Raw genomic sequence first — 23,831 nt, 5'->3', positions numbered from 1 at the left:
GGGCGCCGATTCATCGGACATGCGTCGGGCATGGCTGGCACAAAACCGTCATCAAACGGACACCTGGGCGGTTCAGGATCGAAGGCGAAACCTCTGCCCCCTCCCTCCCCCAGGAGCCCGCCCGCCATGCCAGAATTTTCCCTGTCACCGCAACCGGGCACTGCCCCCGCGCGAGGGCGCAATGTCAGCCTGCTCGCATTTCTCATTGTCATCGCCATCGGCGCCGTGTACGTGGGGATGCATCTCGCCGACGACCTCTCGCCGGTGCGCGAAAGCTCGGCGATGCCCTGGGTGCTGCTCGGCATCGCGCTCATCATCGCGCTCGGCTTCGAGTTCGTGAACGGCTTCCACGATACCGCGAATGCGGTCGCAACCGTCATCTATACGCACTCGCTTTCACCCAATATCGCGGTGATCTGGTCGGGCGCCTGGAATTTTCTCGGCGTGCTCACCTCCACCGGCGCGGTGGCCTTCGGCATCCTGCAGTTGCTGCCCGTCGAACTGATCCTGCAGGTGGGCAGCAGCGCGGGCTTCGCCATGGTGTTCGCGCTGCTCATCGCCGCGATCATCTGGAACCTCGGCACGTGGTACTTCGGCTTGCCTTCGTCGAGCTCGCATACGCTGATCGGCTCGATCATCGGCGTGGGTCTCATGAACCAGCTCATGCACGGCGCCAACGGCACGAGCGGCGTGGACTGGAGCCAGGCGCTCGGCGTGGGCAAGTCGCTGCTCTTTTCGCCGATCGTCGGCTTCTTGCTGGCGGGCCTCCTGCTGCTCATCCTGAAGGCGGTCGTGCGCGTGCCCGAGCTCTACTCCGAGCCAAAGGGCAAGGAGCCGCCGCCGTTCTGGATCCGCTCGCTGCTCATTCTCACCTGCACGGGCGTGTCGTTCGCGCACGGCTCCAACGACGGCCAGAAGGGCATGGGCCTCATCATGCTGATCCTGATCGGCACGGTGCCCACCGCCTACGCGCTGAACCGCGCCGTGACGGCCGAGCAAACGCAGACCTTCATCGCCGTCGCGCACGACGCCACGCGCGCGCTCGAACGCTACACGAACGGCGTGGCCGCGCCCGCCGTGCCGCGTACCGAAGTCGAACGCTTCATCGGCAGCCGCACGATCTCGAGCACGACGGTGCCCGCGCTCGCCGCGCTGTCGAACCAGGTGGCCGACCAGGTCCACGGCTATGGCTCGCTCGCGGCGGTGCCGCAATCGGTCGTCGATAACGTGCGCAACAACATGTACGTGATTTCCGAAGCGATCCGCCTGCTCGACAAACAGAAGGCCGTGGCCTTTTCTGCCGACGACGCGAAGGCCATCAACAACTTCCGCAGCCAGATCGACCACGCGACGAAATTCATCCCGACGTGGGTGAAAGTGGCCGTGGCGATCGCGCTGGGCCTCGGCACGATGGTGGGCTGGAAGCGCATCGTGGTCACAGTGGGCGAGCGTATCGGCAAGCAGCACCTGAGCTACGGCCAGGGCGGCTGCGCGGAAGTCGTGGCGATGGTGACGATCGGCGCGGCCGACGTGTACGGCCTGCCGGTCTCGACCACGCACGTGCTCTCCTCGGGCGTGGCAGGCACGATGGCCGCGAACGGCTCGGGCCTGCAATGGAACACCGTGCGCAGCCTCGTGATGGCGTGGGTGCTCACGCTGCCCGCATCGATCGTGCTGGCGGGCGCGCTTTACTGGGTGTTCAAGCACCTGTTCTGAGTGCGAACGGACATGAAAAAGCCGGGCTCCCCTTGGGGAGTCCGGCTTTTTTTCATCGAATGCCTGAATTCAGACGATCGAGATGATCAGCGTCTTGCCGCACGCCTGCGCGTATTTGCGCAATGTGTCGATCGAAGGCGAGTGCTCGCCTGATGCCAGTGCGCGTTCGAGACGTGTGATTGCCGGCGCTTTCGTACCCATGCGCTCGGCGACCTGTGCCTGGCTCAATCCTGCTTTATGGCGGGCAGCCAACATCTGGTCGAGCAGCGCAAATTCTTCGCGATTCAACCGGTCGTATTCCGCCCGCGCCTCGGGATCAGCGAGGACTCGCTCGCGCATTTCCCTAAAGGTTCCCACTTCTTACCTCCCGGTGCCGCTTGCGCGCAATTTCCAGTTCCTTGTGCGGGGTCTGCTGCGTCTTCTTCACATAGCAACGAAGCATCACGACACGACGATCCACAATTGCGCAGTAGAACACCCTTGCAAGACCTTCCGCCGCTTTGAGGCGGAGTTCGAACAAGCCGTCACCCATCGCTTTGGTGTGCGGCTCTCCAAGGTTCGGACCGTGTTGCTCCATGCGCTCGGCAAGCGACACGAAGCGCACCGCGAGCATTTTCGGCAGGCATAGAACAAATATGTTACTTCGCCATGGGCGCCCCAAAATCGTCGCGTTTGCTTTCGATCAGGCCCAAAGCGGGGCAACCCGTCAATAAATCTCCGGAATGATCATTTGCTCTGCGACCGGCTGGCGAATGTAATCCGGATGATGCACGCGCGCCGGCAGCGTGACTTGCGGATGCTCGATCTCGTGATACGGCACCTGGCTCAGCAAGTGGTGGATGCAGTTCAGGCGCGCGCGCTTCTTGTCCACGCCCTGCACCACCCACCACGGCGCCTCGGGAATATGCGAGCGCTGCAGCATCACTTCCTTCACGTGCGTATAGGCCTCCCAGCGGCGGCGGCTTTCGAGGTCCATGGGCGAGAGCTTCCACTGCTTGAGCGGATCGTCGATACGGCTCTGGAAGCGCACTTCCTGCTCGTCGTCGGTAATCGAGAACCAGTACTTGACGATCTGGATGCCGCTCCTCACGAGCATTTTTTCGAATTCCGGCACCGAGCGGAAGAATTCTTCGTATTCGTCGTCGGTGCAGAAGTTCATCACGCGCTCCACGCCCGCGCGGTTGTACCAGCTGCGGTCGAACAGCACCATCTCGCCGCCCGCCGGCAAATGCTGCACATAGCGCTGGAAATACCATTGCGTGCGCTCGCGGTTGTTCGGCGCGGGCAGCGCGGCCACACGGCACATGCGCGGGTTCAGGCGCTGCGTGATGCGCTTGATGACGCCCCCCTTGCCCGCTGCGTCACGCCCTTCGAAGATCACGACGAGCCGGTGCCCCGTGCTCACGATCCAGTCCTGCAGCTTGACGAGCTCGCCCTGCAGGCGGATCAGCTCGCGGAAATAGACGCGTCGCAGCGCGCGCGCCTCGTCGCTGATCTGCAGGCCGCTTTCCTGCAACCGGTCGTCGACCTCCATTTCGAGCTCTTCGTCGTAGGCGTCGATGAGTTCCTCATCCAGACGGCGGCGGCGATGCCGTTCGGCTTCCTGCTGCTGCGCATCCTGTTGTTCGGCGTCCATCGTGCGGTCGAATTCATTCATGGCGACTCTCTCCTTGGTCGATATGCTGGCAACTCGCGCCACTATCGGCGCAGCGAGTGTCACGAATATTTCAAATGCATTGTGCCGCCTCACGCGAGCGGCTTTGCGAAGCTCAACTCGTGGCCGTCCGGATCGACGAGATGAAAATAGCGCTCGCCCCACGGCGCGTCGCGCGGCGCGAATTCGGGCTTCGCGCCGGCCGCCAGCGCGTGGGCGTAGAAGGCGTCCACGTCGGCGACGTAGAGAATCACGCGGCCCCAACCGTTCACCACGCCGTGCGGCCCCTCGAGCAGATTCAGATAGCAAACGCCCGCCGCACCGCCGCCCAGCTCGAACGACGCGAAGCCCGGTATTGCGGCTCCGGCTTTCTGCACGAAGCCGAGCGCCTCGTAAAACGGCACCGATCGCGCGATATCGCTGACGGTCAGCGTCACGGCGCTCAACGCCACGATTTGCGCGGCACTCTCGTTCATCGGCTCCTCCTGCTCTGGTGGCCAGGCACTGCGTGATACCCGCACTGCGGCCCGTCGACCCAATCAGCCGACTTTAGCAGCGTTCGCCCGCCGTGCGCGAGCCGTTGGCTTTTTCTCTGCGCTGCCCGGCGCCTTGCGAGTGGTGTTGCGCAGGGTCTTGCCCGCTGGCGCGGCGCGCTGCGCATCGCCACTGGTTGGACCACTTTCCGGCCAGCCGATCTCGTCGCCCACCCGCGTGCGCACGAAGTCGATATGCGTCTGCATGGCCGTGCGCGCCTCCTCGGGACGCCGCGCGACGATCGCGTCGCAAAGCGTTCGATGCTGCAGCAGCAACTGGTCCGGCGCGTCCTCGTTCTGCACGCGCAGCCCCGTGCCGTTGATCGTGATGTGCTCGCGCAGCACGCCCAGCACGCTCGTGTGCAGATGCAGGAACATCGCGTTGTGGGAAGCCTGCGCGATCACTTCGTGCAGCTTCGCGTCGGTGTCGGCTTCCGCGGCCTTGTCGTCCACTTCGCGCGTGCGCTCCAGTTCCTGCATCAGCGCGCGAATGCGCGCGAGGTCCTCGTCGCTCGCGCGCAGCGCCGCGAAATACGCGGTCGCGCCTTCCAGCACGCGGCGAAACTCGAGGATGTCTTCGCGCAAGGCCGGATGATCGGCCACGAGTTGCCCCCAGGGCGACGCAAAGCCCGTGCGCAGCTGGTCGGTCACGAACACGCCCGCTCCCGGCCTGCTTTGCACGAGGCCGCGCGCTGCCAGGCGCTGGATCGCCTCGCGCACCGTGTTGCGCGCCACTTCGTACTCCAGCGCGAGCACTCGCTCGGAGGGCAGCTTCGCTCCCGCGCGCCACGTGCCGTCGAGCAGCGACGTCTCCATGCGGCGCATCACGGTTTCCACACGCCCGCGCGTACCCGCCCTGTCCCTGATTGCCATCCCCGTGCCACCCCCATGCCGTCCCGAGTCTCGTTGTCGCTTGCGGCGGGTGGTCCAACCAGTTTGAACCGCTCGCCCGAAGCGGGAATTATGCGCCCAAACCCGCGCTTGTCTTCAACCTTCACGGCCACCCGGGCCCGCGAGGGCAGATCGCGAAAGCGCGCAAAGACACCGAGCGAGACATGAAGCCACGGCAATACCCCACCGAGCGCCCCACCGACGTCTATCTGTTCGCCACCTGCCTCGTCGACCTGTTCGTGCCGCAAGCCGGCCTCGACGCGGTCAAGCTGCTCGAACGCGAGGGCCTCACGGTCCATTTCCCGCGCAGCCAGAGTTGCTGCGGCCAGCCCGCGTACAGCAGCGGCAACCCGCGCCAGGCGCGCGAGGTCGCGCTCGCGCAGCTCGGCCTCTTCGAAAAGCCGTGGCCCGTGATCGTGCCTTCGGGCTCGTGCGCGGGCATGATGCGCCACCACTGGCCCTCGCTGTTCGACGACGACGCCGCGAACGCCGCGCGCGCCCAGGGACTCTCGGAGCGCGTGTACGAACTCACGGAATTCCTCGTGCGCGTGCTGAACGTCGATTTCAATGCCTATGGCGCAAAGGCTTCCGACCGGCAGCCCGAAGAGCGCGTCGTGCTGCATACCTCATGCGGCGCGCGGCGCGAGATGGGCACGCGCGTGCACGGCGTCGAAGTCGTCGATGCGCTGCCGGGCGTCACGCGCATCGACCACGAGCGCGAATCGGAATGCTGCGGCTTTGGCGGCACGTTCTCGCTCAAGCACCCCGACATTTCCGGCGCGATGGTCGCCGACAAGATCGCCTCCGCCTGCGCCACGGGCTGCGAGCGCCTCGTTTCCGCCGACTGCGGGTGCCTGCTCAACATCGGCCACGCGGCGGCGCACAAGGGCGCGCCGCTCGCCGTGGAGCACCTGGCCTCCTTCCTCTGGCGCCGCACCGGCGGGGAGGCCGCATGAGCGTCGATTCGATGAGCGCGCGTGCGCGCATGCTGCAACGCCTGCGCGCCCATGCACCCGCCACGCCCGCCACGACGGCCGATGCGCTCGATGCCCGCATCGACGCGCATTTCGCGGAGCGCCGGGCACACGCGCCGCTTGCGCTGAACGAACGCGTCGCGCAGTTCCAGCGCATGCTCGAAGCCGCGCACGCCGAGGTGATCTGCGCGAGCGCCGCCACCTGGGCCGCCGATCTCGCCGGGCGCCTCGCAGCTGCCGGCGTGCGCAGCCTGTTGCTCGACACCGCAAGCGCCGAAGGGCACGCGCTCACGGCAGCACTCCCGCCTGCCGTGCAGGCGCGCAGCTATGCGCAGCCGATCGAGCAGTGGAAGAGCGAACTCTTCGACACCATCGACGCGGGCTTCACGGTCGCGCGCTCTGGGCTCGCGGCGACGGGCACGCTAATAGTCGTGCCCGACGCGAACGCGCCGCGCACAGTCTCGCTCGTGCCGCCTTTGCACGTCGCGCTGATCCACGCGCGCACGCTGCACGCCGACCTGCACGCCGCTGTGGCGGCCGAACGCTGGAGCGGCGGCATGCCCACCAATCTCGTGATGATTTCGGGGCCTTCGAAGACCTCGGACATTCAGCAGACCACCGCATATGGCGCGCACGGCCCGCGCGCGCTGTGGGTTGTCGTCGTAACGGATGAGGATCACGCAACGCGCGCGCAGCACGGAGCCGCCCAATGAGCACGATCACGCAAACGCCCCAGGAAAACACGCTGCATTTCGTCCCGACCGCGCAATTCCGCCAGCGTGCACGCACGGCGCTCGACGACCCGCAGTTGCGCAAGAGCTTTCGCGGTGCGATGGACTTCCTGCAAGGCAAGCGCGCCGCACAGTTTCCTGAAGCGGACGAGCTCGAAGCCCTGCGCGACCTCGGCGAAGCCGTGCGCCAGCACGCGCTTGCGCGCCTGCCGGAATTGCTCGAACAACTGGAAACGACACTGCGCGCGAACGGCATTCAGGTGCATTGGGCCGAGACCGCCGACGAAGCCAACCGCATCGTCCACGACATCGCGCAGCGGCATGCGGCTACGCGCGTGATCAAGGGCAAGTCGATGGCGAGCGAGGAAATCGAGCTCAACCATTACCTCGCGGCGCGCGGAGTCGACTGCATCGAATCGGACATGGGCGAGTACATCGTGCAGCTCGCGGGCGAAAAGCCCTCGCACATCGTCATGCCCGCGATCCACAAAACGAAGGGGGATATCGGACACCTGTTCGAAGAACACATTCCCGATACGCCATTTACGGAAGACGTCGACACGCTCATTCAAACGGGCCGCCGCGCGCTGCGCCGTGCCTTCGTGGATGCACAGATCGGCCTCTCCGGCGTGAACTTCGCCGCCGCCGACACGGGCACGCTCTGGCTCGTGGAAAACGAAGGCAACGGCCGCCTTTCCACCACGGTGCCCGACGTGCATATCGCGATCATGGGCATGGAGAAGGTGGTGGCGAAGCTCGAGCACATCGTGCCGCTTTCGAGCCTGCTCACGCGCTCGGCCACGGGCCAGCCCATCACGACGTATTTCAACCTGATCAGCAGCCCGCGCCGCGAAGGCGAGAAAGACGGCCCGCGCGAAGTGCATCTCGTGCTGCTCGACAATGGCCGCAGCCAGGCTTACGCCGACGAGCAATTGCGCGCCACGTTGCAATGCATTCGTTGCGGCGCGTGCATGAATCACTGCCCGGTGTACACGCGCATCGGCGGGCATGCGTATGGCACGACGTACCCGGGGCCGATCGGCAAGATCATTTCGCCGCATCTGCTCGGGCTCGACGCGACCGCCGAGTTGCCCACGGCTTCGAGCCTGTGCGGCGCGTGCGGCGAAGTCTGCCCGGTGCGCATTCCGATTCCGCAACTGCTCGTGCGCCTGCGCACCGAAGCGAACCGCGAGCCCGAGGAAAGCGTCGCGCATCCGCTTCGCGGCCAGGGCGCGAATCACAGCAGAAGCGAGCAATTCATCTGGCGCTTCTGGAGCGGCGCATTCGCGCATCCGCGCGCATACCGCGCGCTGCGCTGGGCCGTGACGCGCCTGCGGGGCCTCGCCCCCACACAGCAGATGGGCTGGACGCAGCATCGCACGCCGCTCAAGCCCGCGCCGCGCAGCCTGCACGACCTGCTGCGCGAACGCGATCAGCCGCAATAGCACTCATGTCGTCAGGCATGCGAAATAAATCGTAAATGCGCGCCTGACGAACTGACATAAATTTTCTACCCGTATCGTCGGAGGAGACCGTAGTGCAACCCTGGTATCAGATCTACACACCGCTTGGCAGTTTGTGGCTATCCGCGCTCGTCGCCGCCATTCCCATTCTGTTTTTCTTCGTCGCGCTCGCGGGCCTGCGCATGAAGGGCCATGTCGCCGCCGCGATCACCCTCCTGCTCGCGCTCGCCGTGGCAATCTTCGAGTACGGCATGCCCGTGCGCCAGGCGCTCATTTCCGCGGGCTTTGGCTTTGCCTATGGCATCTGGCCGATCGCGTGGATCATCGTCACCGCGGTGTTCCTCTACAAGATCGTCGTGAAGACGGGGCAATTCGAAATCATCCGCGCCTCGGTGCTCTCGATCACCGACGACCAGCGCCTGCAACTGCTGCTAATCGGCTTCTCGTTCGGCGCGTTCCTGGAAGGCGCGGCGGGCTTCGGCGCGCCGGTGGCGATCACCTCGGCGCTGCTCGTCGGCCTCGGTTTCGAGCCGCTCTACGCCGCCGGTCTGTGCCTCATCGCCAATACCGCGCCGGTCGCGTTCGGCGCGATGGGCATTCCCATCATCGTCGCGGGCCAGGTCACGGGCATCGATCCGTTCCTGATCGGCGCGATGGCTGGCCGCCAGTTGCCGTTGCTTTCGCTCTTCGTGCCGTTCTGGCTCGTCTTCATCATGGACGGCAAGCGCGGCGTGAAGGAAACGTGGCCCGCCGCGCTGGTGGCCGGCGGCAGCTTCGCTGTGACGCAGTACTTCACGTCGAACCACATCGGGCCTGAGCTGCCGGACATCACCTCGGCGCTCGTGAGCCTCGTTGCGCTCGCCGCGTTTCTCAACGTGTGGCAGCCGCGCCGGGCTGCGCAAGGCACGAGCGTGAAGGTGAGCGGCGGTGCGGCTGCGCTGGGCGGTTTTGGCGGCGGCGCAGGCGGTTCGCGCGCGGCCGCTTCGGGCCGCAAGGCTTCGCCGTACAGCATCGCGCAAACCGTGCGCGCGTGGTCGCCGTTCATTCTGCTCACGGCCATCGTGACCGTGTGGAGCGTCAAGCCGTTCAAGGCGCTCTTCGCGGCGAAGGGTCCGCTCGCGGACACGATTCTGAGCCTGCACGTGCCGGGTCTCGATCAACTCGTCGTGCGCACGGCGCCGATCGTCGCTACGCCCAAGCCCTATGAAGCCGTATTCAAGCTCGACTGGCTCTCTGCCGTGGGCACCGCGATCATGATCACTGCGATCCTCTCCGTGATCCTGCTGCGCATGAAGCCGCGCGCCGCCGTGGCCGCTTTCTTCGAAACGCTCGGCGAACTGCGCCGCCCCGTGCTTTCCATCGGCCTCGTGCTCGCCTTCGCGTTCGTCGCGAACTACTCGGGTATGTCGTCCACGCTCGCCCTCGCGCTTGCGGGCACCGGCGCCGCGTTCCCGTTCTTCTCGCCGTTCCTCGGCTGGCTCGGCGTGTTTCTCACGGGCTCCGATACCTCGTCGAACGCGCTGTTCTGCTCGCTGCAGCACACCACGGCGCATCAGATCAACGTGTCGGACACGCTGCTCGTCGCGGCCAACACCTCGGGCGGCGTAAGCGGCAAGATGATCTCGCCACAGTCGATCGCGGTGGCTTGCGCGGCAACGGGGCTTGTCGGCAAGGAGTCGTCGCTGTTTCGCTTCACCGTGCGTCACAGCCTGTTCTTCGCGGCTGTGGTGGGCGTGGTGACGCTGATTCAGGCTTACGTGCTGACGGGCATGATTCCGCAGTGACGATGTAAGCGCCGTCATGAAATCACGAAGGCCGTTTTCCGCCGCGCGCGGGCAACGGCCTTCTTTGCATCCGGCGTGAAAAGCGCTGGCTTTAAGCGACTTTTAAGCCGCCCTGCCTACCCTCGATTCGTCCGGCACACGCGACACGCGCGCCGGCATCCGGTCAACGAATCGATGGAGGTGGAAAATGAAAGCACGCTCAACTCCGTGGATCGGCGCGGCGCTCGCGCTCGCTGTGGTGTTCGGCGCGCCGGGTGCGTGGGCGGCAACCCCGGCAACAGGCAAGGCGGACATCACGACTGCAACGGCGGGCATGCTGCCGCCTGCCCAGCACAGCGGCGATATTGCGTATCTGACTGGCGGCGTCGGCAGCGACCAGGCGGCGGCGTTCAAAGCCGCGATGCATCGCTATCCGCTCTCGCTCGAATTCGCGCGGCAATCCGCCGACGGCAATGAATATCTCGCGGACGTCCCCGTAAAGATCGCCGACATGCACGGCACGCCGCTTCTTTCCACGCGCACGTGCGGCCCGTTCATGCTCGTTTCGATTCCGGACGGCCGCTATGTGATCACCGCGAGCCATGGCGGCAACACGGAGCGGCGTACAGTGGACATCGGCAACGCGACACGCGCTCACGAAACCTTCGTCTGGCCGATGTGAAGGTCATTGACGAGCCCTCCAGTCAGAGGCGCTGACGCACATGTCTTTCGCATGACACCCCGCGGGTGCATTCATGCCACATGAATGAACTCCGTCCCCGTTTGCGGCTATGATCGTGAACTGCGGCGCGCCGGCCCGGCGCCCAGCCGGATTCACGGGGAGTGTCGAATGGCAATGGGGTGGCTCGTCGTCTTACCGTTCGTCGCCGCGGCGCTCGTCGCGTTCGCGGGGCGTCACGCGCCCGCCTCCGGCACCTGGATCGCCTTCGCGGCCGCGCTCTTCGGTCTCGGGCTGCTGGGCAGCGAACGGGTGGGCATGGCCACCCACGGTGTGCTGTACTGGCAAGCCGACTGGATCCCGCAGCTCGGCCTCTCGTTCGCGCTGCGTCTGGATGGCCTCTCGTTCATGTTCGCGCTGCTCGTGCTCGCGATCGGCCTGCTCGTTTTCATCTACGCGCGCTACTACCTCGCCGGCAGCGAGTCGCTGCCGCGCCTTTACGCGCTGCTGCTGCTTTTCATGGGCGCGATGCTCGGCGTCGTGCTATCGGACAACCTGCTGCTGCTCGTGATCTTCTGGGAACTCACGAGCATCGTGTCGTTCCTGCTGATCGGCTTCTGGCCTTCACGCCCCGAAGCGCGGCGCGGGGCGCGCATGGCGCTCACCATCACGGGCGCGGGCGGCCTCGCGCTACTGGCCGCCGTGCTGCTGCTTGGCCACGTCTGCGGCAGCTATGACCTCGACGTCGTGCTCGCGCATGCGGGCTTCGTGCAGCGCGATCCGTTGTATCCCGCCATTCTCCTGCTCATTCTTTTCGCGGCCTGCACGAAGTCGGCACAGTTCCCGTTTCACTTCTGGCTGCCGCATGCCATGTCGGCGCCCACGCCGGTTTCGGCGTACCTGCATTCGGCGACGATGGTAAAGGCCGGCATCTTCCTTATCGCGCGCTTTTACCCCGTGCTCGAAGGCACTGGCTGGTTCTTCTACGTGACGAGCCTGATCGGCCTCGTCACGCTCACGGGCGGCGCGGCCATGGCGCTCGTGCAGCGCGATCTCAAGGGGCTGCTCGCGTATTCCACCATCAGCCATCTCGGACTCATCGTGCTGCTGTTCGGCCTCGACACGCAGCTCTCCACCGTCGCCGCGCTCTTTCACACCTTCAATCACGCGGTCTTCAAGGCCTCGCTCTTCATGGCCGCGGGCATCATCGACCATGAAACGGGCACGCGCGACCTCGGCCGTCTGCGCGGCCTGCGCCGCTTCATGCCGCATACCGCCGCGCTAGCCGCCGTGGCGTCGCTCGCCATGGCGGGCGTGCCGCTCCTCAACGGCTTCCTCTCGAAGGAAATGTTCTTTGGCGAAACGCTCGCGCAAGGACTGCTCGGCGACTTCAACTGGATCATTCCCGCGCTCGCCGTCATTGCGGCGGGGCTCTCGGTGGCGTACTCGCTGCGCTTCGTGTGGGGCGTGTTCTTCGACGGCGAAACGCCGCACGACCTGCCGCACTACCCGCCGCACGAGCCGCCGCGCTTCATGAAGCTGCCTGTCGAGATTCTCGTCGTGATCTGTCTGCTCGTCGGGCTCGTGCCGGAGCAGACCATTGGCAAGATGCTCGAATCGGCGGCTTGGTTCGCACTGGGCGGCGTCGTGCCCACTTACAGCCTGAGCTTGTGGCACGGCATCAATCTGCCGCTGCTGATGAGCTGCGTGTCGTTCGTGGGCGGCGCCCTGCTGTTCTTCTATCGCCGCGACGCGTTCCGCCACCATCGTTCGGTGCTCTCCGAAATGAACGCGAGCGAAGGCTTCGACCGTTTCGTACAGCAGCTCGAAAAGGCCGCGGGTTACGTGGTGAATCTCTTTGAAACGCGTTCGCTGCCGTCGTATCTCGCGTGGATGGTTGCGGCAATGCTGATCGTGCCCGGCGCGGCGCTGCTCGCCCTGCCGGCGCTCGACGGCGCGTACCGCTCGGCGCCTCTCGATGCGATGACGCTCGTCGGCCTCGTGCTGATGGCGCTGATGGCGGTGGGTGTCGTGCTCGTACGGGCCAATACGCTCTATGCACTCGTGATGCTGAGCACATGCGGGCTGCTCGTCACGCTCGCGTTCGTGCGTTTTTCCGCGCCGGACCTCGCGCTCACGCAAATCTCCGTGGAAGTGGTCACGGTGCTGCTGCTCGTGCTCGCCATCTACTTTCTGCCGGTCGTGCAGCGCGCGGAACAGCCTCCGTTCACGCGGGCGCGCAATGCGGCGCTCGCACTCGCGGGCGGCGCGCTAATCGCTGGCGTGGCATACGCGGTGATGACGCGCGCACCCATTGAAGGCATCGGCCAGTACTTTCTCGCGAATGCGCTGCCGGGCAGCGGCGGCCACAACGTCGTGAACGTCATCCTCGTGGACTTCCGGGGTTTCGACACGATGGTCGAGATCAGCGTGCTGGTGGTCGCGGGGCTCGCCGTGAAGGCACTGCTGCGCGGCCTGCGCCTGAAGTCGCCCGACACGGGGCCGGGCGGCCTGCCGTGGTCGTCGCAATCGCATCCGTTGCTGCTGGCCATTCTTGCGCGCCTCATGTTGCCGCTCACCATCCTCGTCGCCGTATTCATCTTTTTGCGCGGCCATAACTTGCCGGGCGGCGGCTTCATCGCCTCGCTCGTGATCTCCATTGCGCTCCTGCTGCAGTACGTGGCGAGCGGCGTGCTGTGGACCGAGTCGCGCATCCGCATCAACTATCGAGCGCTCGCGGGCTTTGGCATTCTCGTTGCGGCCGCAACGGGCGTGGGCGCGATCGTGTTCGGTCAGCCCTTCCTTACCAGTGCATTCGGCCATTTGCATGTGCCGCTGATCGGCGAAATCGAATTGAGCACGGCCATGCTGTTCGACCTCGGCGTGCTCGGCGCCGTGGTCGGCACGACGCTCACGATCGTCTCGCACCTCGGCGTACGCGACAAGGACATGCAATCCGTGGAGAAAAGCTGATGGAAGCCGCCTTCGCCATTACGCTCGGTGTGCTCTGCGCGAGCGGCATTTACCTGCTGCTGTGCGCGCGCGTGCTGCCGGTGATACTCGGCATCACGCTATTCTCTTACGCGATCAACCTGTTCCTGCTCGGCATGGGGCGGCTCTCCACCGGCCGGCCGCCCGTGATCGTGCCGGGCGCCCAGTATGCGGACCCCGTGCCGCAGGCACTCGTGCTCACCGCCATTGTGATCGGCTTTGCCATGACGGCCTTCACGGTCGTGCTCGCGCTGCGCGCGCTCGCGATCGACGGCACCGACCACGTCGACGGCGACAAAGCGCACCGCAACGGCCTGGAGATGCGCGGCGAATGAACCACGCTCTCATCCTCCCCATCCTCATTCCGCTCTTCGCGGCCGGTGCGATCGTCGCGCTGCCGCTGCGCGCGAAACGCCTGCAGCGCGCGATCAACGTGATCGCCACGCTCGCGCTGCTGCCAATCGCGGTGGCGCTCGCCGAATTCGCGGCGCAGGGGCAGATTGCGAGCTATGCGCTCGGCGCGTGGCCCGCGCCGTTCGGCATCGTGCTGCAGATCGACCGGCTCGGCGCGCTCATGCTCGTGCTGACCGCGCTGCTCGCGTGCTGCTGCCTGCTCGGCACCACGAGCGCCGACGCTCGACGCGGTCGCTACTATCGCGCGCTCGTGCAGTTCGAGCTGATGGGCCTGAACGGCGCGTTTCTCGCCGGCGATCTCTTCAACCTGTTCGTGTTCTTCGAACTGCTGCTGATCGCCTCTTACGCGCTTCTACTGCACGGCGGCGGACGCCGCCGCGTGCGCAACGGCCTGCACTACATGCTGCTAAACCTCGTGGGCTCGTCGTTCTTCCTGATCGCGCTGGGCGTGCTCTATGGCCTCACGGGCACCCTCAACATGGCCGACATGGGCGAGCGGCTCGCGCATCTGGACGCCGCATCCCTGCCGCTCGCGCAGTACGCGGGCGCAACGCTCATGCTCGTATTCGGCCTCAAGGCCGCCGTGTTCCCGATGTCGTTCTGGTTGCCGCAGGCATATCGCAGCGCAATCGGTCCGGTGGCCGCGCTGTTCGCGATCATGACCAAGGTGGGCATCTACGCGATGCTTCGCTGCGACGCGCTCGTGTTCGGCGCGGCGGGCGGCGTGCTCGACGCGTTCCTGCATCAATGGGCGTGGTGGCTCGCCATTGCAACGATTATCTATGGCGCGCTCGGCGCGCTTGCGGTATCGAGCCTCAAGACCACGACAGGCTTTCTCGTGCTGGTCTCGGTCGGTCTGCTGATTGCCGCCGTCACGCTGCAAACCGTGCTCGCGTGGAGCGCGCTGCTGTACTACCTCATCAGCACGACGTTGTGCACGGGCGCACTGTTCATGCTCGCCGATACACTGGAGTCCGAAACAACCGAATCCCCGACCGCGCCCGCTGCAGCCGAAACGCGCGAGCCCGCCTCGCTCGAATCGCTCGACGACGCCACCGCGCCCGCCATCACGCCCGAAGCGGATGGCGAGCCGGTCGCAACGCCTTCCAAGGCCGCGCCCCCTGAAAAGCGTCCCGCGCCCTGGCCTTCGAACCTCGCTGGCGTGCTCTATCTCGCGGCAGCCGTGGGCGCGGTTGGACTGCCGCCGCTCTCGGGCTTTCTCGGCAAGGCCATGGTGCTCGCCGCCACGCCGCTTTCGCAGGCCGTCGTCCTCTGGCCCGCCGTGCTGATCGCGGGACTGTTATCGATCGTCGCATTGAGCCGCACGGGCACGCGTTTGCTGTGGGCGATACCTGCCGCCCGCGCCTACGACGGCGCGCCCGCCGCCGCGCCGCGCGGCAGCCGCGCCAAGCTCGCCGCGTGCGCGCTGCTGCTCGCGGGCGTCGTGGCCGCTACGGTGTTCGCGGGACCGCTCAAGCAGTATCTCGACGCCACCGCCGCACAGTTGCTCGATCGCGAAGCCTACGTTCATGCGATCCTGCCCGCGCAAACGCCGCAAACATCACAGGGCGGAGGAAGCTGACATGCTCAAGAGGCTCTTTCCGCACCCCTGGCTCACGATCGTGCTGCTCGTGTGCTGGGTATTGCTGATGAACGACGCAACGCCTGGCAACCTGCTGCTTGGCTTCGTACTCGGCACTGTGATCGCTTTCGCCGTGGGCGAAGGGCTGTGGCTCGCACCCGTGCGCTTCGGCAAGCCGTGGCTGCTCGTGCGGCTCTTTGGGCACGTGCTTTACGACATCCTCGTGGCGAATCTCGAAGTCGCGCTGCTCGTGCTCGGCCCGATGAAGCGCCTGCGCCCCGCCTTCATCGAAGTGCCGCTCGACAGCACCCACGAAATCGCGCTGGCGTCGCTCATCAGCATCGTCTCGCTGAGCCCCGGCACGCTGTGCGCCGAACTCTCCGACGACCGCACGCGCCTCGTCGTCCACGTGCTCGATCTCGAAGACGAAGCCGCGCTCGTCGCCCTGATCAAGTCTCGTTACGAAGCCCCGCTCATGGAGATCTTCGCATGCTAGCCATCGTCATTCCGGTGTCGTTCGCGATCCTCGGGCTCGCGTTCCTGCTCACGCTCGTGCGCCTCGTGCGCGGGCCTTCGCTGCCCGACCGCCTCGTCGCGCTCGACACGCTCAACATCAACGCGATCGCGCTGATCGTCGTCTACGGCATCATGCTGCGCTCGACGGTCTTCTTCGAAATCGCGCTGCTCATCGCGGTAATGGGGTTCGTGGCGACCGTTGCGTTCACGAAGTACCTGCAGCGCGGCGACATCATCGAATTGAACTAGGGCGAGTTCGTCATGCAAACGGTTATCGAAGCGATTGTCTGTGTGCTGCTCCTGCTCGGCAGCGCGTTCACGCTGATCGGCGCAATCGGTCTCGCGCGCCTGCCCGACTTCTACATGCGCCTGCACGGGCCGACCAAATCGACCACGCTTGGCGTGGGCGGCGTCGTGCTCGCTTCCGTGGTCTACTTCAGCGTGCACAACAATTTCGCGAGCCTGCATGAAGTGCTGATACCTGCGTTCCTGTTTCTTACCGCGCCTATTAGCGCGCATATGCTCACGAAGGCTGGAATTCAGCAACGCGTAGCCGTTTCGTCCGCGACACGCGGAAGGCCGGACGCCACCGTCAACCGCGCGCAAGACGCGAGCCCAAACAACAACGCCGCACAGGATTCTTGAATATAGGCGTGGACTTTTACGCAGGTAAAAGCCGCCATCGAACGTCGCACACGGCGCGTGGGGCGTGATCGATGCGACATGCGCCTCTCACGCGTCCGCACCGCGCCCCGTCTTGCGTGCCTCGCCCAGCACATAGTCGATGAAGGTGGACGCCGCCCGCGTGTGATGCCGGTTCGGCATGTAGAGCATGTACATGTGCGTGCCGAAAATGCTCAAACGCCACGCGTCGAGCGACGTGACAGCAGCGCCCTGGCGAATGTCGTCGTGCATCACATAGTCGGGCACGATGCCCACGCCGAGTCCCGCCAGAATCGACTGCCGCAAAAATAGAAAGTTTTCCGAAATGATCGAAGGCTCGAGCAACACCTCGTGCCGGTCCTCGTTCAAATAGCCTGCCAGCCGCAATTGCCGCCCCACCACGGTTGCCGTGATGACGGGTGCGCGCGCCAGGTCTTCCAGCGTTTGCGGCATACCGTGCCTTTCGGCCCACTCCGTGCACGCGCACGCGATGTACTTCACCGGCCCCATGTCGCGCGCCACGAGGTTCTGCGGCGGCTCGTGCATCACGCGCACGGCGATATCCACTTCGTCGCGCAGCAGGTCTTCCACGCGATTTTCAAACATCACGTCGAGCACGATGCCGGGGTACATGCGCTTGAACTGGATGAGCCAGTCCGACATGACGAGCTGCCCGTAGCCGCTCGGCACCGAGAGCCGCACGCGCCCTTGCAGGCTCTGGCCGAGCGTGGAGACCGACTCGCGCGCCGCGAGCAGCGCGTTCTGGATCGAGCGGCCGTGCTCGTAAAGCTTCAGGCCGATTTCGGTCGGCTCGACACGGCGCGTGGTACGGCGCACGAGCTGCAGGCCGATCGACTTCTCGAGGTGATTGAGGTGGTAGCTGACGTTCGCACGGCTCATCTTGAGCCGGCGCGCCGCCTCGCTCAGGTTGCCCGCGTCGAGAATCTCGACGAGCAGGGTCAGCGCATTGACGTCCATGGCAACTTCCACTGTCAAAGATATTTTGACAGTCTGTCAACGAGCGATGGGATTGTCAATTGCTCCTGACGCGCTGAGAATCGACGCGAACATGAAACATTGCCGCCCGGGCCACCAGCACGGCCCGCCAGTCCGGCCCTCATTATGGAGACAGCACCCCCATGGCATCCGATCCCGTGAACGCCTCCCCCGTCACTCACGAACTGCGCGGCAAGGTGCTGCTCGTCACCGTGGACAATCCGCCCGTGAACGCGCTGGGCGTGGACGTGCGCCGCGGCCTCGCCGCCGCCATCGAGCACGCCGAAGCGAACGACGCCGTGCAGGCTGTGCTGATCGTCGGCGCGGGGCGCAATTTCATCGCCGGCGCGGACATTCGCGAGTTCGGCAAGCCGCCGCAGCCGCCCGCGCTGCCCGACGTGTGCAACCGCATCGAGGCCTGCAACAAGCCGGTGATCGCCGCCATTCACGGCGCGGCGCTCGGCGGCGGCCTCGAAGTGGCGCTCGCGGCGCACTACCGCCTGGCCGTTGGCGGCGCGAAACTCGGCCTGCCCGAAGTGCAACTCGGCCTGCTGCCCGGCGCAGGCGGCACGCAGCGCACGCCGCGCCTGATCGGCGCGGAAGCCGCGCTTTCGCTCATGTTGAGCGGCCGTCACGCTAGCGCGCAGGAAGCGCACAAGCTCGGCCTCGTCGATCGCGTGGGCGCGAGCGACGACATTCTCGCCGAAGGCCTCGCCTACGCGCAGGAACTGCTCGCTGGCCATGCGCACGTGCGCCGCACGCGCGACGCCCAGGCGCTCGCGGACCGCGCGCAAGCGCAAGCCGCAATCGATGCCGCGCGCACCGACACCGCGAAGAAGTCGCGTGGTCTCTTCTCGCCGCTGAAGATCGTCGATTGCGTGCAGGCTGCGCTCGATCTTTCGTTCGACGAAGGCCTGCGCTTCGAGCGCAAGCAGTTCCTCGAATGCCTCGAAAGCCCGCAGCGCGCGGGCCTCGTGCACGCCTTCTTCGCCGAGCGCGAAGTGCAGAAAGCCCCTGAAACGAAGAGCGCGAAGCCGCGCGCAATCGAAACCGTCGGCGTGATCGGCGGCGGCACGATGGGCGCGGGCATTGCCGTGGCCGTGCTCGACGCGGGCCTGCCCGTGACGATGATCGAACGCGACGACGCCTCGCTCGCTCGCGGCCGCGCACATGTGGAAAAGGTCTACGACGGCCTCATCGCCAAGGGCCGCATGAAGCCCGAAGCGAAAGAACAGATCCTCGCGCGCTTCAGCGGCAGCACCTCGTACGATGCGCTCGCGAACACCGATCTCGTGATCGAAGCCGTGTTCGAGGACATGGCTGTGAAGCAGGCCGTGTTTGCCGAACTCGACCGCGTGTGCAAACCCGGCGCCGTACTCGCGACCAATACGTCGTATCTCGACATCGACGCCATTGCGGCCAGCATCAAGCGCCCGCAGGACGTGGTGGGCCTGCACTTCTTCTCGCCCGCCAACATCATGAAGCTGCTCGAAATCGTGGTGCCGAAGCAGGTGAGCGCCGATGTGGTCGCCACTGCATTCGAGCTGGCGAAGAAGCTGCGCAAGGTACCGGTGCGCGCGGGGGTGTGCGACGGCTTCATCGGCAACCGCATTCTCGCGGTATTCCGCACGGCTGCGGACCATCTGATGGAAGACGGCGCCTCGCCGTATCAGATCGACAAGGCCGTGCGCGACTTCGGCTTTCCGATGGGCCCGTACCAGGTCGTCGATCTCGCAGGCGGCGACATTGGCTGGGCCACGCGCAAGCGCCGCGCCGCCACGCGCGACCCGAAGGCGCGCTACGTGCAGATCGCCGACCGCATTTGCGAGCGCGGCTGGTTCGGCCAGAAGACCGGACGCGGCTTTTACCTCTACCCCGAAGGCGCGCGCGCGGGCACGCCCGACCCCGAAGTCGAATCGATCATCCGCACTGAGCGCGAGCGCGCCGGCGTCGAGCCGCGCAGCTTCACCGACGAAGAGATCATGCGCCGCTACATGGCCGCGATGGTGAACGAAGGCGCGAACGTCGTGTTCGAGAAGATCGCGCTGCGCCCGCTCGACGTGGACGTCACGCTGCTCTACGGCTACGGCTTCCCGCGCTATCGCGGCGGCCCGATGAAGTACGCCGATACCGTGGGCCTCGCCAACGTGCTCGCCGATATCCGCACGTACGCGAAGGAAGATCCGCTGTTCTGGCGTCCTTCGCCGCTGCTCGTCGAACTCGTGGAGCGCGGCGAGAATTTCGCGAGCCTCAATCAAACGGTCTGAAGGAGCTTTCACACATGGACCTCAAATTCACCGCCGACGAAGAGGCGTTTCGCAGCGAAGTGCTCGCGTTCCTGAAGGAGCGCCTGCCGCAGCGCGTCGCGAACAAAGTGAGCAACGGCCGCCACCTCACCCGCGACGACATGACGCAATGGCACGCCATCCTGCACGAAAAAGGCTGGCTCGCGAATCACTGGCCGAAGGAATACGGCGGCCCCGGCTGGAGCGCCGTGCAGAAGTTCATCTTCGAGAACGAATGCGCGATTGCCGGTGCGCCGCGCATCGTGCCGTTCGGCGTGAACATGCTCGGGCCCGTGCTCATCAAGTACGCGAGCGAGGCGCAAAAGCGCTACTGGCTGCCGCGCATTCTCGACGGCTCGGACTGGTGGTGCCAGGGCTATTCGGAACCGGGCGCGGGCTCCGACCTCGCCTCGCTGCGCACCACAGCGGTTCGCCACGGCGACCATTACGTGGTGAACGGGCAGAAGACATGGACCACGCTCGGCCACTACGCGAACATGATCTTCTGCCTCGTGCGCACCGCAACCGACGTGCGCAAGCAGGAAGGCATCAGCTTCCTGCTGATCGACATGAACACGCCGGGCATCGAAGTCCGCCCGATCGTCACGCTCGACGGCGAACATGAGGTGAACGAAGTGTTCTTCACCGACGTGCGCGTGCCCGTGGAAAATCTCGTCGGCGAAGAAAACAAGGGCTGGACCTACGCGAAATATCTGCTCACGTACGAACGCACGAACATCGCGGGCGTGGGCTTTTCGGTGGCGGCGCTCGCGCGCCTGAAGCGCGCCGCGCAGAAAGTCACGCGCAACGGCAGGCCGCTTGCCGACGATCCGCAGTTCGCCGCACGTCTTGCGAAAGTCGAGATCGATCTGGAAAACATGAAGACGACGAACCTGCGCGTGATCGCAGCCGTTGCGGGCGGCGGCGTGCCCGGTGCGGAAAGCTCGATGCTGAAGATTCGCGGCACCGAGATCCGCCAGGAGATTTCGTCGCTGCTGCGCCGCGCGATGGGGCCGTATGCGGCGCCGTTTGTCGAGGAAGCGCTCGAGGAAGGCTATGCAGGCGAGGCAATCGGCCCGGACGAAGCCGCCAGCGCCGCCGCGCAATACTTCAACAACCGCAAGCTGTCGATTTTCGGCGGCTCCAACGAAATTCAGAAGAACATCATCTCCAAGATGATTCTCGGTCTTTGAGAGGCACGCCATGGACTTCCAGCACACAGAAGACCGCCGCATGCTTGCGGATACGCTCAACCGCTTCGTCGCGGAGCAATACGGCTTCACTACGCGCGATACAATCGCGCGCTCCACGGAAGGCTTTAGCGCAGACATGTGGCAGCGCTTCGCCGAACTCGGCGTGATCGGCGCGCTGTTCGACGAGGCCGACGGCGGCTTTGGCGGCGCGGGCTTCGATATCGCGGTGGTGTTCGAAGCGCTCGGGCGCGCTCTCGTGGTCGAGCCGTTCCTCGATACGCTGATCGTCGGCCGTGCGCTCGCGCATGCGGGCAGCGAGGCGCAGCGCGCTCGCATTGCGTCGTTCATCGACGGTACGCAAATCGTCGCGCTCGCGCACGACGAGCCGGGTTCGCATTACGAGGACGCGCGCGTGACGACGCGTGCGGAGAAAAGTGGCGATGGCTGGGTTCTGCAAGGCGCGAAGGGCGTCGTGCAGCATGCGGAACACGCAAACATGCTGCTCGTTTCGGCCCGCACCTCTGGCAGCGAATTCGACGAAGCGGGCATCTCGCTCTTTCTCGTGCCGCGCGATGCAGCGGGCGTGAGCGTGCGTGGCTACCTCAAGATCGACGGCGGCCGCGCAGCGGAAGTGACGCTCGACAACGTGAAAGTGAACGCCGACGCGCTCGTCGGCGCGCAAGGCAGCGGCTTCGCGACGCTCGAACACGCACGCGGCTACGGCATCGTGGCACTCGCGTCGGAAGCGGTGGGCGCGATGGAGATCGCACGCGACTTCACGCTCGAATACCTGCGCACCCGCAAGCAGTTCGGCATGCCCCTCGGCAGCTTCCAGGCGTTGCAACATCGCATGGCGGACGTGCTGCTCGAAATCGAGCAGGCGCGCTCGGCGGTCATCAACGCGGCGGCGGCAATCGACGCACCGCGTACGCAGCGCGAGCGTGCGCTTTCGGCGGCGAAGTACACGATCGGGCGCATTGGCGCGCGCGTGGCCGAAGAAGCGATCCAGCTGCATGGCGGCATTGGCATGACGTGGGAGTTGCCGCTCGCGCACTATGCAAAGCGGCTCGTGATGATCGATCATCAGCTCGGCGACGAGGATCATCATCTCGCGCGCTACATCGCATTGGGGCACGAGGCGGCGTGAGCCATGAAGGGGCGAGCGCGAAGCGCCGCCCCAACAACGAATCAGGAGTGCCTGTTGATGGAGACGGACAAAAGCAGCTTGCCGCTATCGGGCGTGCGCGTGCTCGATCTTTCGCGCGTGCTGGCCGGGCCGTGGAGCGCGATGGTGCTCGGCGACCTCGGCGCGGAAGTCATCAAGATCGAGCATCCCGACCGCGGCGACGACACGCGCGACTGGGGCGTGCGAGTCGGCAAGACCGAGACGGCGTATTTCAACAGCGTGAATCGCAACAAGCGTTCGATCACGCTCGATCTGCAAACGCCCGAAGGCCAGCAGATCGTGCGCGATCTGGCGAAAACCAGCGACATCGTCGTGCAGAACTTCAAGTTCGGCGGCATGGAAAAACTCGGGCTTGGCTATGAGCAGTTGAGTGCTGAGAACCCGCGTCTCATCTATTGCTCGATTTCGGGCTACGACCGCACGGGACCGGAAGCAAAACGCCCGGGCTACGACCTCGTCGTGCAGGGCGAAACGGGCCTCATGGCGATGAACGGCGAGGCCCACCAGCCGCCGCTCAAATTCGGCGTGGCGGCCGTGGATCTTTTCACGGGCATGTATTCGGCGCAGGCGATGCTCGCCGCGCTGTACGAGCGCGAGCGCACGGGACGCGGACGCCATATCGAAATGGCGCTGTTCGACTGCGGCCTCATGATTACCGCTTACTACGGCCTCGAAGCGCTGCTGATCGGCGAAGACCCGCCGCGCTACGGCAACGCACATCCGTCGATCGTGCCGTATGGCGTGTTCGATGCGGCCGATGGTCCGCTCGTCATCACCGTGGGCAACAACGCGCAGTTCGAGCGCTTCTGCCGCGAAGTGATCGAGCGCGCCGATCTCGCCGACGACGCGCGCTACAAGACCAACATCCTGCGCGGTCAGAACCGCGACACGCTCGTGCCGGAACTCACGCGCGAGCTGGGCAGCCGTGGGCGCAAGCTCCTGCTCGAACGCCTCGCGCGTGCGGGCATTCCGTGCGGCGAAGTGGCGGGCTTGCGTGAGGCGCTGCTTTCGCCGCGCGCGACGCAGGGCGGGCTCGTCACGCAGCAACCGCATCCGCATACCGAAAGCGGCACGACGCCCGTGCTCGCGCCGCCGTGGCGCTTCGACGGCGAACGCCTGCCCGTGCGGCACGCGCCGCCGCAACTGGGCGAAGGCACACAGGAGGTCCTGCAGTCGCTGCTCGGTTATTCGGCGGAGCAGGTGGCCGGGTTGAAGGATAAAGGCGTTATCTAGTTCCATGTGGATGGAGGCATGAAGTGAAGATACTTGTACCTGTCAAACGCGTAGTCGATTACAACGTGAAGGTTCGTGTGAAGTCGGATGGCACGGGCGTCGACATCGCCAACGTGAAGATGTCGATGAACCCATTCGACGAAATCGCCGTGGAAGAAGCGGTGCGTCTGAAGGAAGCGGGCGTGGCGACGGAAGTCATCGCCGTTTCGGTGGGCGTGACGCAAGCGCAGGAAACGCTGCGCACGGCGCTGGCGATCGGCGCGGACCGCGCGATCCTCATCGAGTCGAACGAAGACCTGCAGCCGCTGGCTGTCGCCAAGCTGTTGAAGGCGCTGGTCGACAAGGAACAGCCGCAACTGGTCATCCTC

The 23,831-nt window shown here is 65.5% G+C and carries 21 protein-coding genes and 2 pseudogenes; 17 read left to right on the top strand and 6 right to left on the bottom strand.

Annotated features, from left to right (window positions below; genetic code table 11):
* The first annotated feature begins 126 nt into the window (after nucleotides 1-126).
* Nucleotides 127-1,716, top strand: a complete 1,590-nt coding sequence (locus tag U5A58_RS34620) for an inorganic phosphate transporter (protein WP_321964748.1) — start codon at nucleotides 127-129, stop codon at nucleotides 1,714-1,716.
* Between the two features lie 69 nt (nucleotides 1,717-1,785).
* On the opposite strand, the gene U5A58_RS34615 is transcribed toward U5A58_RS34620, so the two are convergent.
* The 5 genes and pseudogenes from U5A58_RS34615 to U5A58_RS34595 all read right to left on the bottom strand — a co-directional run.
* Complete coding sequence (locus U5A58_RS34615; RefSeq protein ID WP_415764697.1) at nucleotides 1,786-2,055, bottom strand: helix-turn-helix domain-containing protein; 270 nt, start codon at nucleotides 2,053-2,055, stop codon at nucleotides 1,786-1,788.
* 4 nt (nucleotides 2,056-2,059) lie between these two features.
* Complete coding sequence (locus U5A58_RS34610) at nucleotides 2,060-2,329, bottom strand: type II toxin-antitoxin system RelE/ParE family toxin (protein ID WP_415774338.1); 270 nt, start codon at nucleotides 2,327-2,329, stop codon at nucleotides 2,060-2,062.
* 93 nt (nucleotides 2,330-2,422) lie between these two features.
* Nucleotides 2,423-3,352, bottom strand: a complete 930-nt coding sequence (gene ppk2, locus U5A58_RS34605) for a polyphosphate kinase 2 (RefSeq protein WP_321916089.1) — start codon at nucleotides 3,350-3,352, stop codon at nucleotides 2,423-2,425.
* A gap of 110 nt (nucleotides 3,353-3,462) precedes the next feature.
* Complete coding sequence (locus U5A58_RS34600) at nucleotides 3,463-3,846, bottom strand: VOC family protein (RefSeq protein ID WP_321964746.1); 384 nt, start codon at nucleotides 3,844-3,846, stop codon at nucleotides 3,463-3,465.
* A 228-nt stretch (nucleotides 3,847-4,074) separates the two neighbouring features.
* Nucleotides 4,075-4,728 (bottom strand): annotated as a pseudogene (locus U5A58_RS34595) (FadR/GntR family transcriptional regulator); the annotation flags it as partial.
* Between the two features lie 230 nt (nucleotides 4,729-4,958).
* On the opposite strand from U5A58_RS34595, the gene U5A58_RS34590 reads away from it, so the two are divergent.
* The 11 genes from U5A58_RS34590 (at nucleotide 4,959) to U5A58_RS34540 (ending at nucleotide 16,552) form a co-directional block, all read left to right on the top strand.
* Complete coding sequence (locus U5A58_RS34590) at nucleotides 4,959-5,750, top strand: (Fe-S)-binding protein (RefSeq protein ID WP_321964745.1); 792 nt, start codon at nucleotides 4,959-4,961, stop codon at nucleotides 5,748-5,750.
* An 11-nt stretch (nucleotides 5,751-5,761) separates the two neighbouring features.
* Nucleotides 5,762-6,481 carry a LutC/YkgG family protein gene (locus U5A58_RS34585; protein ID WP_321964792.1) on the top strand — a complete coding sequence of 240 codons (720 nt, stop codon included), beginning with the start codon at nucleotides 5,762-5,764 and terminating at the stop codon, nucleotides 6,479-6,481.
* Nucleotides 6,478-7,944, top strand: a complete 1,467-nt coding sequence (locus U5A58_RS34580; RefSeq protein WP_321964744.1) for a LutB/LldF family L-lactate oxidation iron-sulfur protein — start codon at nucleotides 6,478-6,480, stop codon at nucleotides 7,942-7,944. Before U5A58_RS34585 ends, U5A58_RS34580 begins: the two co-directional genes overlap by 4 nt.
* A gap of 92 nt (nucleotides 7,945-8,036) precedes the next feature.
* The gene (locus tag U5A58_RS34575; protein WP_321964743.1) at nucleotides 8,037-9,746 is read left to right on the top strand and encodes a lactate permease LctP family transporter; all 1,710 of its coding nucleotides are present in this window, start codon (nucleotides 8,037-8,039) and stop codon (nucleotides 9,744-9,746) included.
* Nucleotides 9,747-9,933: 187 nt separating this feature from the next.
* Nucleotides 9,934-10,407: a carboxypeptidase regulatory-like domain-containing protein gene (locus U5A58_RS34570; protein ID WP_321964742.1), complete on the top strand. Its 474-nt coding sequence runs from the start codon at nucleotides 9,934-9,936 to the stop codon at nucleotides 10,405-10,407.
* A 168-nt stretch (nucleotides 10,408-10,575) separates the two neighbouring features.
* Nucleotides 10,576-13,377 carry a monovalent cation/H+ antiporter subunit A gene (locus U5A58_RS34565; RefSeq protein WP_321964741.1) on the top strand — a complete coding sequence of 934 codons (2,802 nt, stop codon included), beginning with the start codon at nucleotides 10,576-10,578 and terminating at the stop codon, nucleotides 13,375-13,377.
* On the top strand, nucleotides 13,377-13,730 hold the full coding sequence (locus U5A58_RS34560) for a Na+/H+ antiporter subunit C (protein WP_321964740.1): 354 nt from the start codon (nucleotides 13,377-13,379) through the stop codon (nucleotides 13,728-13,730). The genes U5A58_RS34565 and U5A58_RS34560 overlap by 1 nt, the downstream gene beginning before the upstream one ends.
* Nucleotides 13,727-15,391, top strand: coding sequence for a monovalent cation/H+ antiporter subunit D (locus U5A58_RS34555; protein WP_321964739.1), 1,665 nt, complete (start codon nucleotides 13,727-13,729; stop codon nucleotides 15,389-15,391). Before U5A58_RS34560 ends, U5A58_RS34555 begins: the two co-directional genes overlap by 4 nt.
* A 1-nt stretch (nucleotide 15,392) precedes the next feature.
* Nucleotides 15,393-15,887 (top strand): Na+/H+ antiporter subunit E, encoded by a 495-nt coding sequence (locus tag U5A58_RS34550; RefSeq protein WP_321964738.1) that lies wholly within the window; start codon nucleotides 15,393-15,395, stop codon nucleotides 15,885-15,887.
* Nucleotides 15,881-16,156 carry a K+/H+ antiporter subunit F gene (locus U5A58_RS34545; protein ID WP_069261755.1) on the top strand — a complete coding sequence of 92 codons (276 nt, stop codon included), beginning with the start codon at nucleotides 15,881-15,883 and terminating at the stop codon, nucleotides 16,154-16,156. The genes U5A58_RS34550 and U5A58_RS34545 overlap by 7 nt, the downstream gene beginning before the upstream one ends.
* A 12-nt stretch (nucleotides 16,157-16,168) precedes the next feature.
* Nucleotides 16,169-16,552, top strand: a complete 384-nt coding sequence (locus U5A58_RS34540; protein ID WP_321964737.1) for a Na+/H+ antiporter subunit G — start codon at nucleotides 16,169-16,171, stop codon at nucleotides 16,550-16,552.
* An 87-nt stretch (nucleotides 16,553-16,639) separates the two neighbouring features.
* Here the strand turns inward: U5A58_RS34540 and U5A58_RS34535 are convergent, their stop codons facing one another.
* Nucleotides 16,640-17,548, bottom strand: a complete 909-nt coding sequence (locus tag U5A58_RS34535) for a LysR family transcriptional regulator (RefSeq protein WP_321916078.1) — start codon at nucleotides 17,546-17,548, stop codon at nucleotides 16,640-16,642.
* Nucleotides 17,549-17,709: 161 nt separating this feature from the next.
* Here U5A58_RS34535 and U5A58_RS34530 point away from each other — a divergent pair, with 161 nt between their 5' ends.
* From U5A58_RS34530 to U5A58_RS34510, 5 genes and pseudogenes are all read left to right on the top strand, one after another.
* Entirely contained in the window at nucleotides 17,710-19,833 is a 2,124-nt protein-coding gene (locus U5A58_RS34530; protein ID WP_321964736.1) for a 3-hydroxyacyl-CoA dehydrogenase NAD-binding domain-containing protein, read from the top strand.
* A 14-nt stretch (nucleotides 19,834-19,847) separates the two neighbouring features.
* Nucleotides 19,848-21,044: an acyl-CoA dehydrogenase family protein gene (locus U5A58_RS34525; protein WP_321964735.1), complete on the top strand. Its 1,197-nt coding sequence runs from the start codon at nucleotides 19,848-19,850 to the stop codon at nucleotides 21,042-21,044.
* Between the two features lie 10 nt (nucleotides 21,045-21,054).
* Entirely contained in the window at nucleotides 21,055-22,191 is a 1,137-nt protein-coding gene (locus U5A58_RS34520) for an acyl-CoA dehydrogenase (protein ID WP_321964734.1), read from the top strand.
* Between the two features lie 57 nt (nucleotides 22,192-22,248).
* Complete coding sequence (locus tag U5A58_RS34515) at nucleotides 22,249-23,463, top strand: CaiB/BaiF CoA-transferase family protein (protein ID WP_321964733.1); 1,215 nt, start codon at nucleotides 22,249-22,251, stop codon at nucleotides 23,461-23,463.
* 23 nt (nucleotides 23,464-23,486) lie between these two features.
* Nucleotides 23,487-23,831, top strand: a pseudogene (locus tag U5A58_RS34510) (electron transfer flavoprotein subunit beta/FixA family protein); the annotation flags it as partial.

Source organism: Paraburkholderia sp. J7 (assembly GCF_905220155.1).
Classification (GTDB): Bacteria; Pseudomonadota; Gammaproteobacteria; order Burkholderiales; family Burkholderiaceae; genus Paraburkholderia.
Note: the sequence above shows the minus strand (reverse complement) of the source record. Positions and strands in the feature narration are given on the sequence as shown.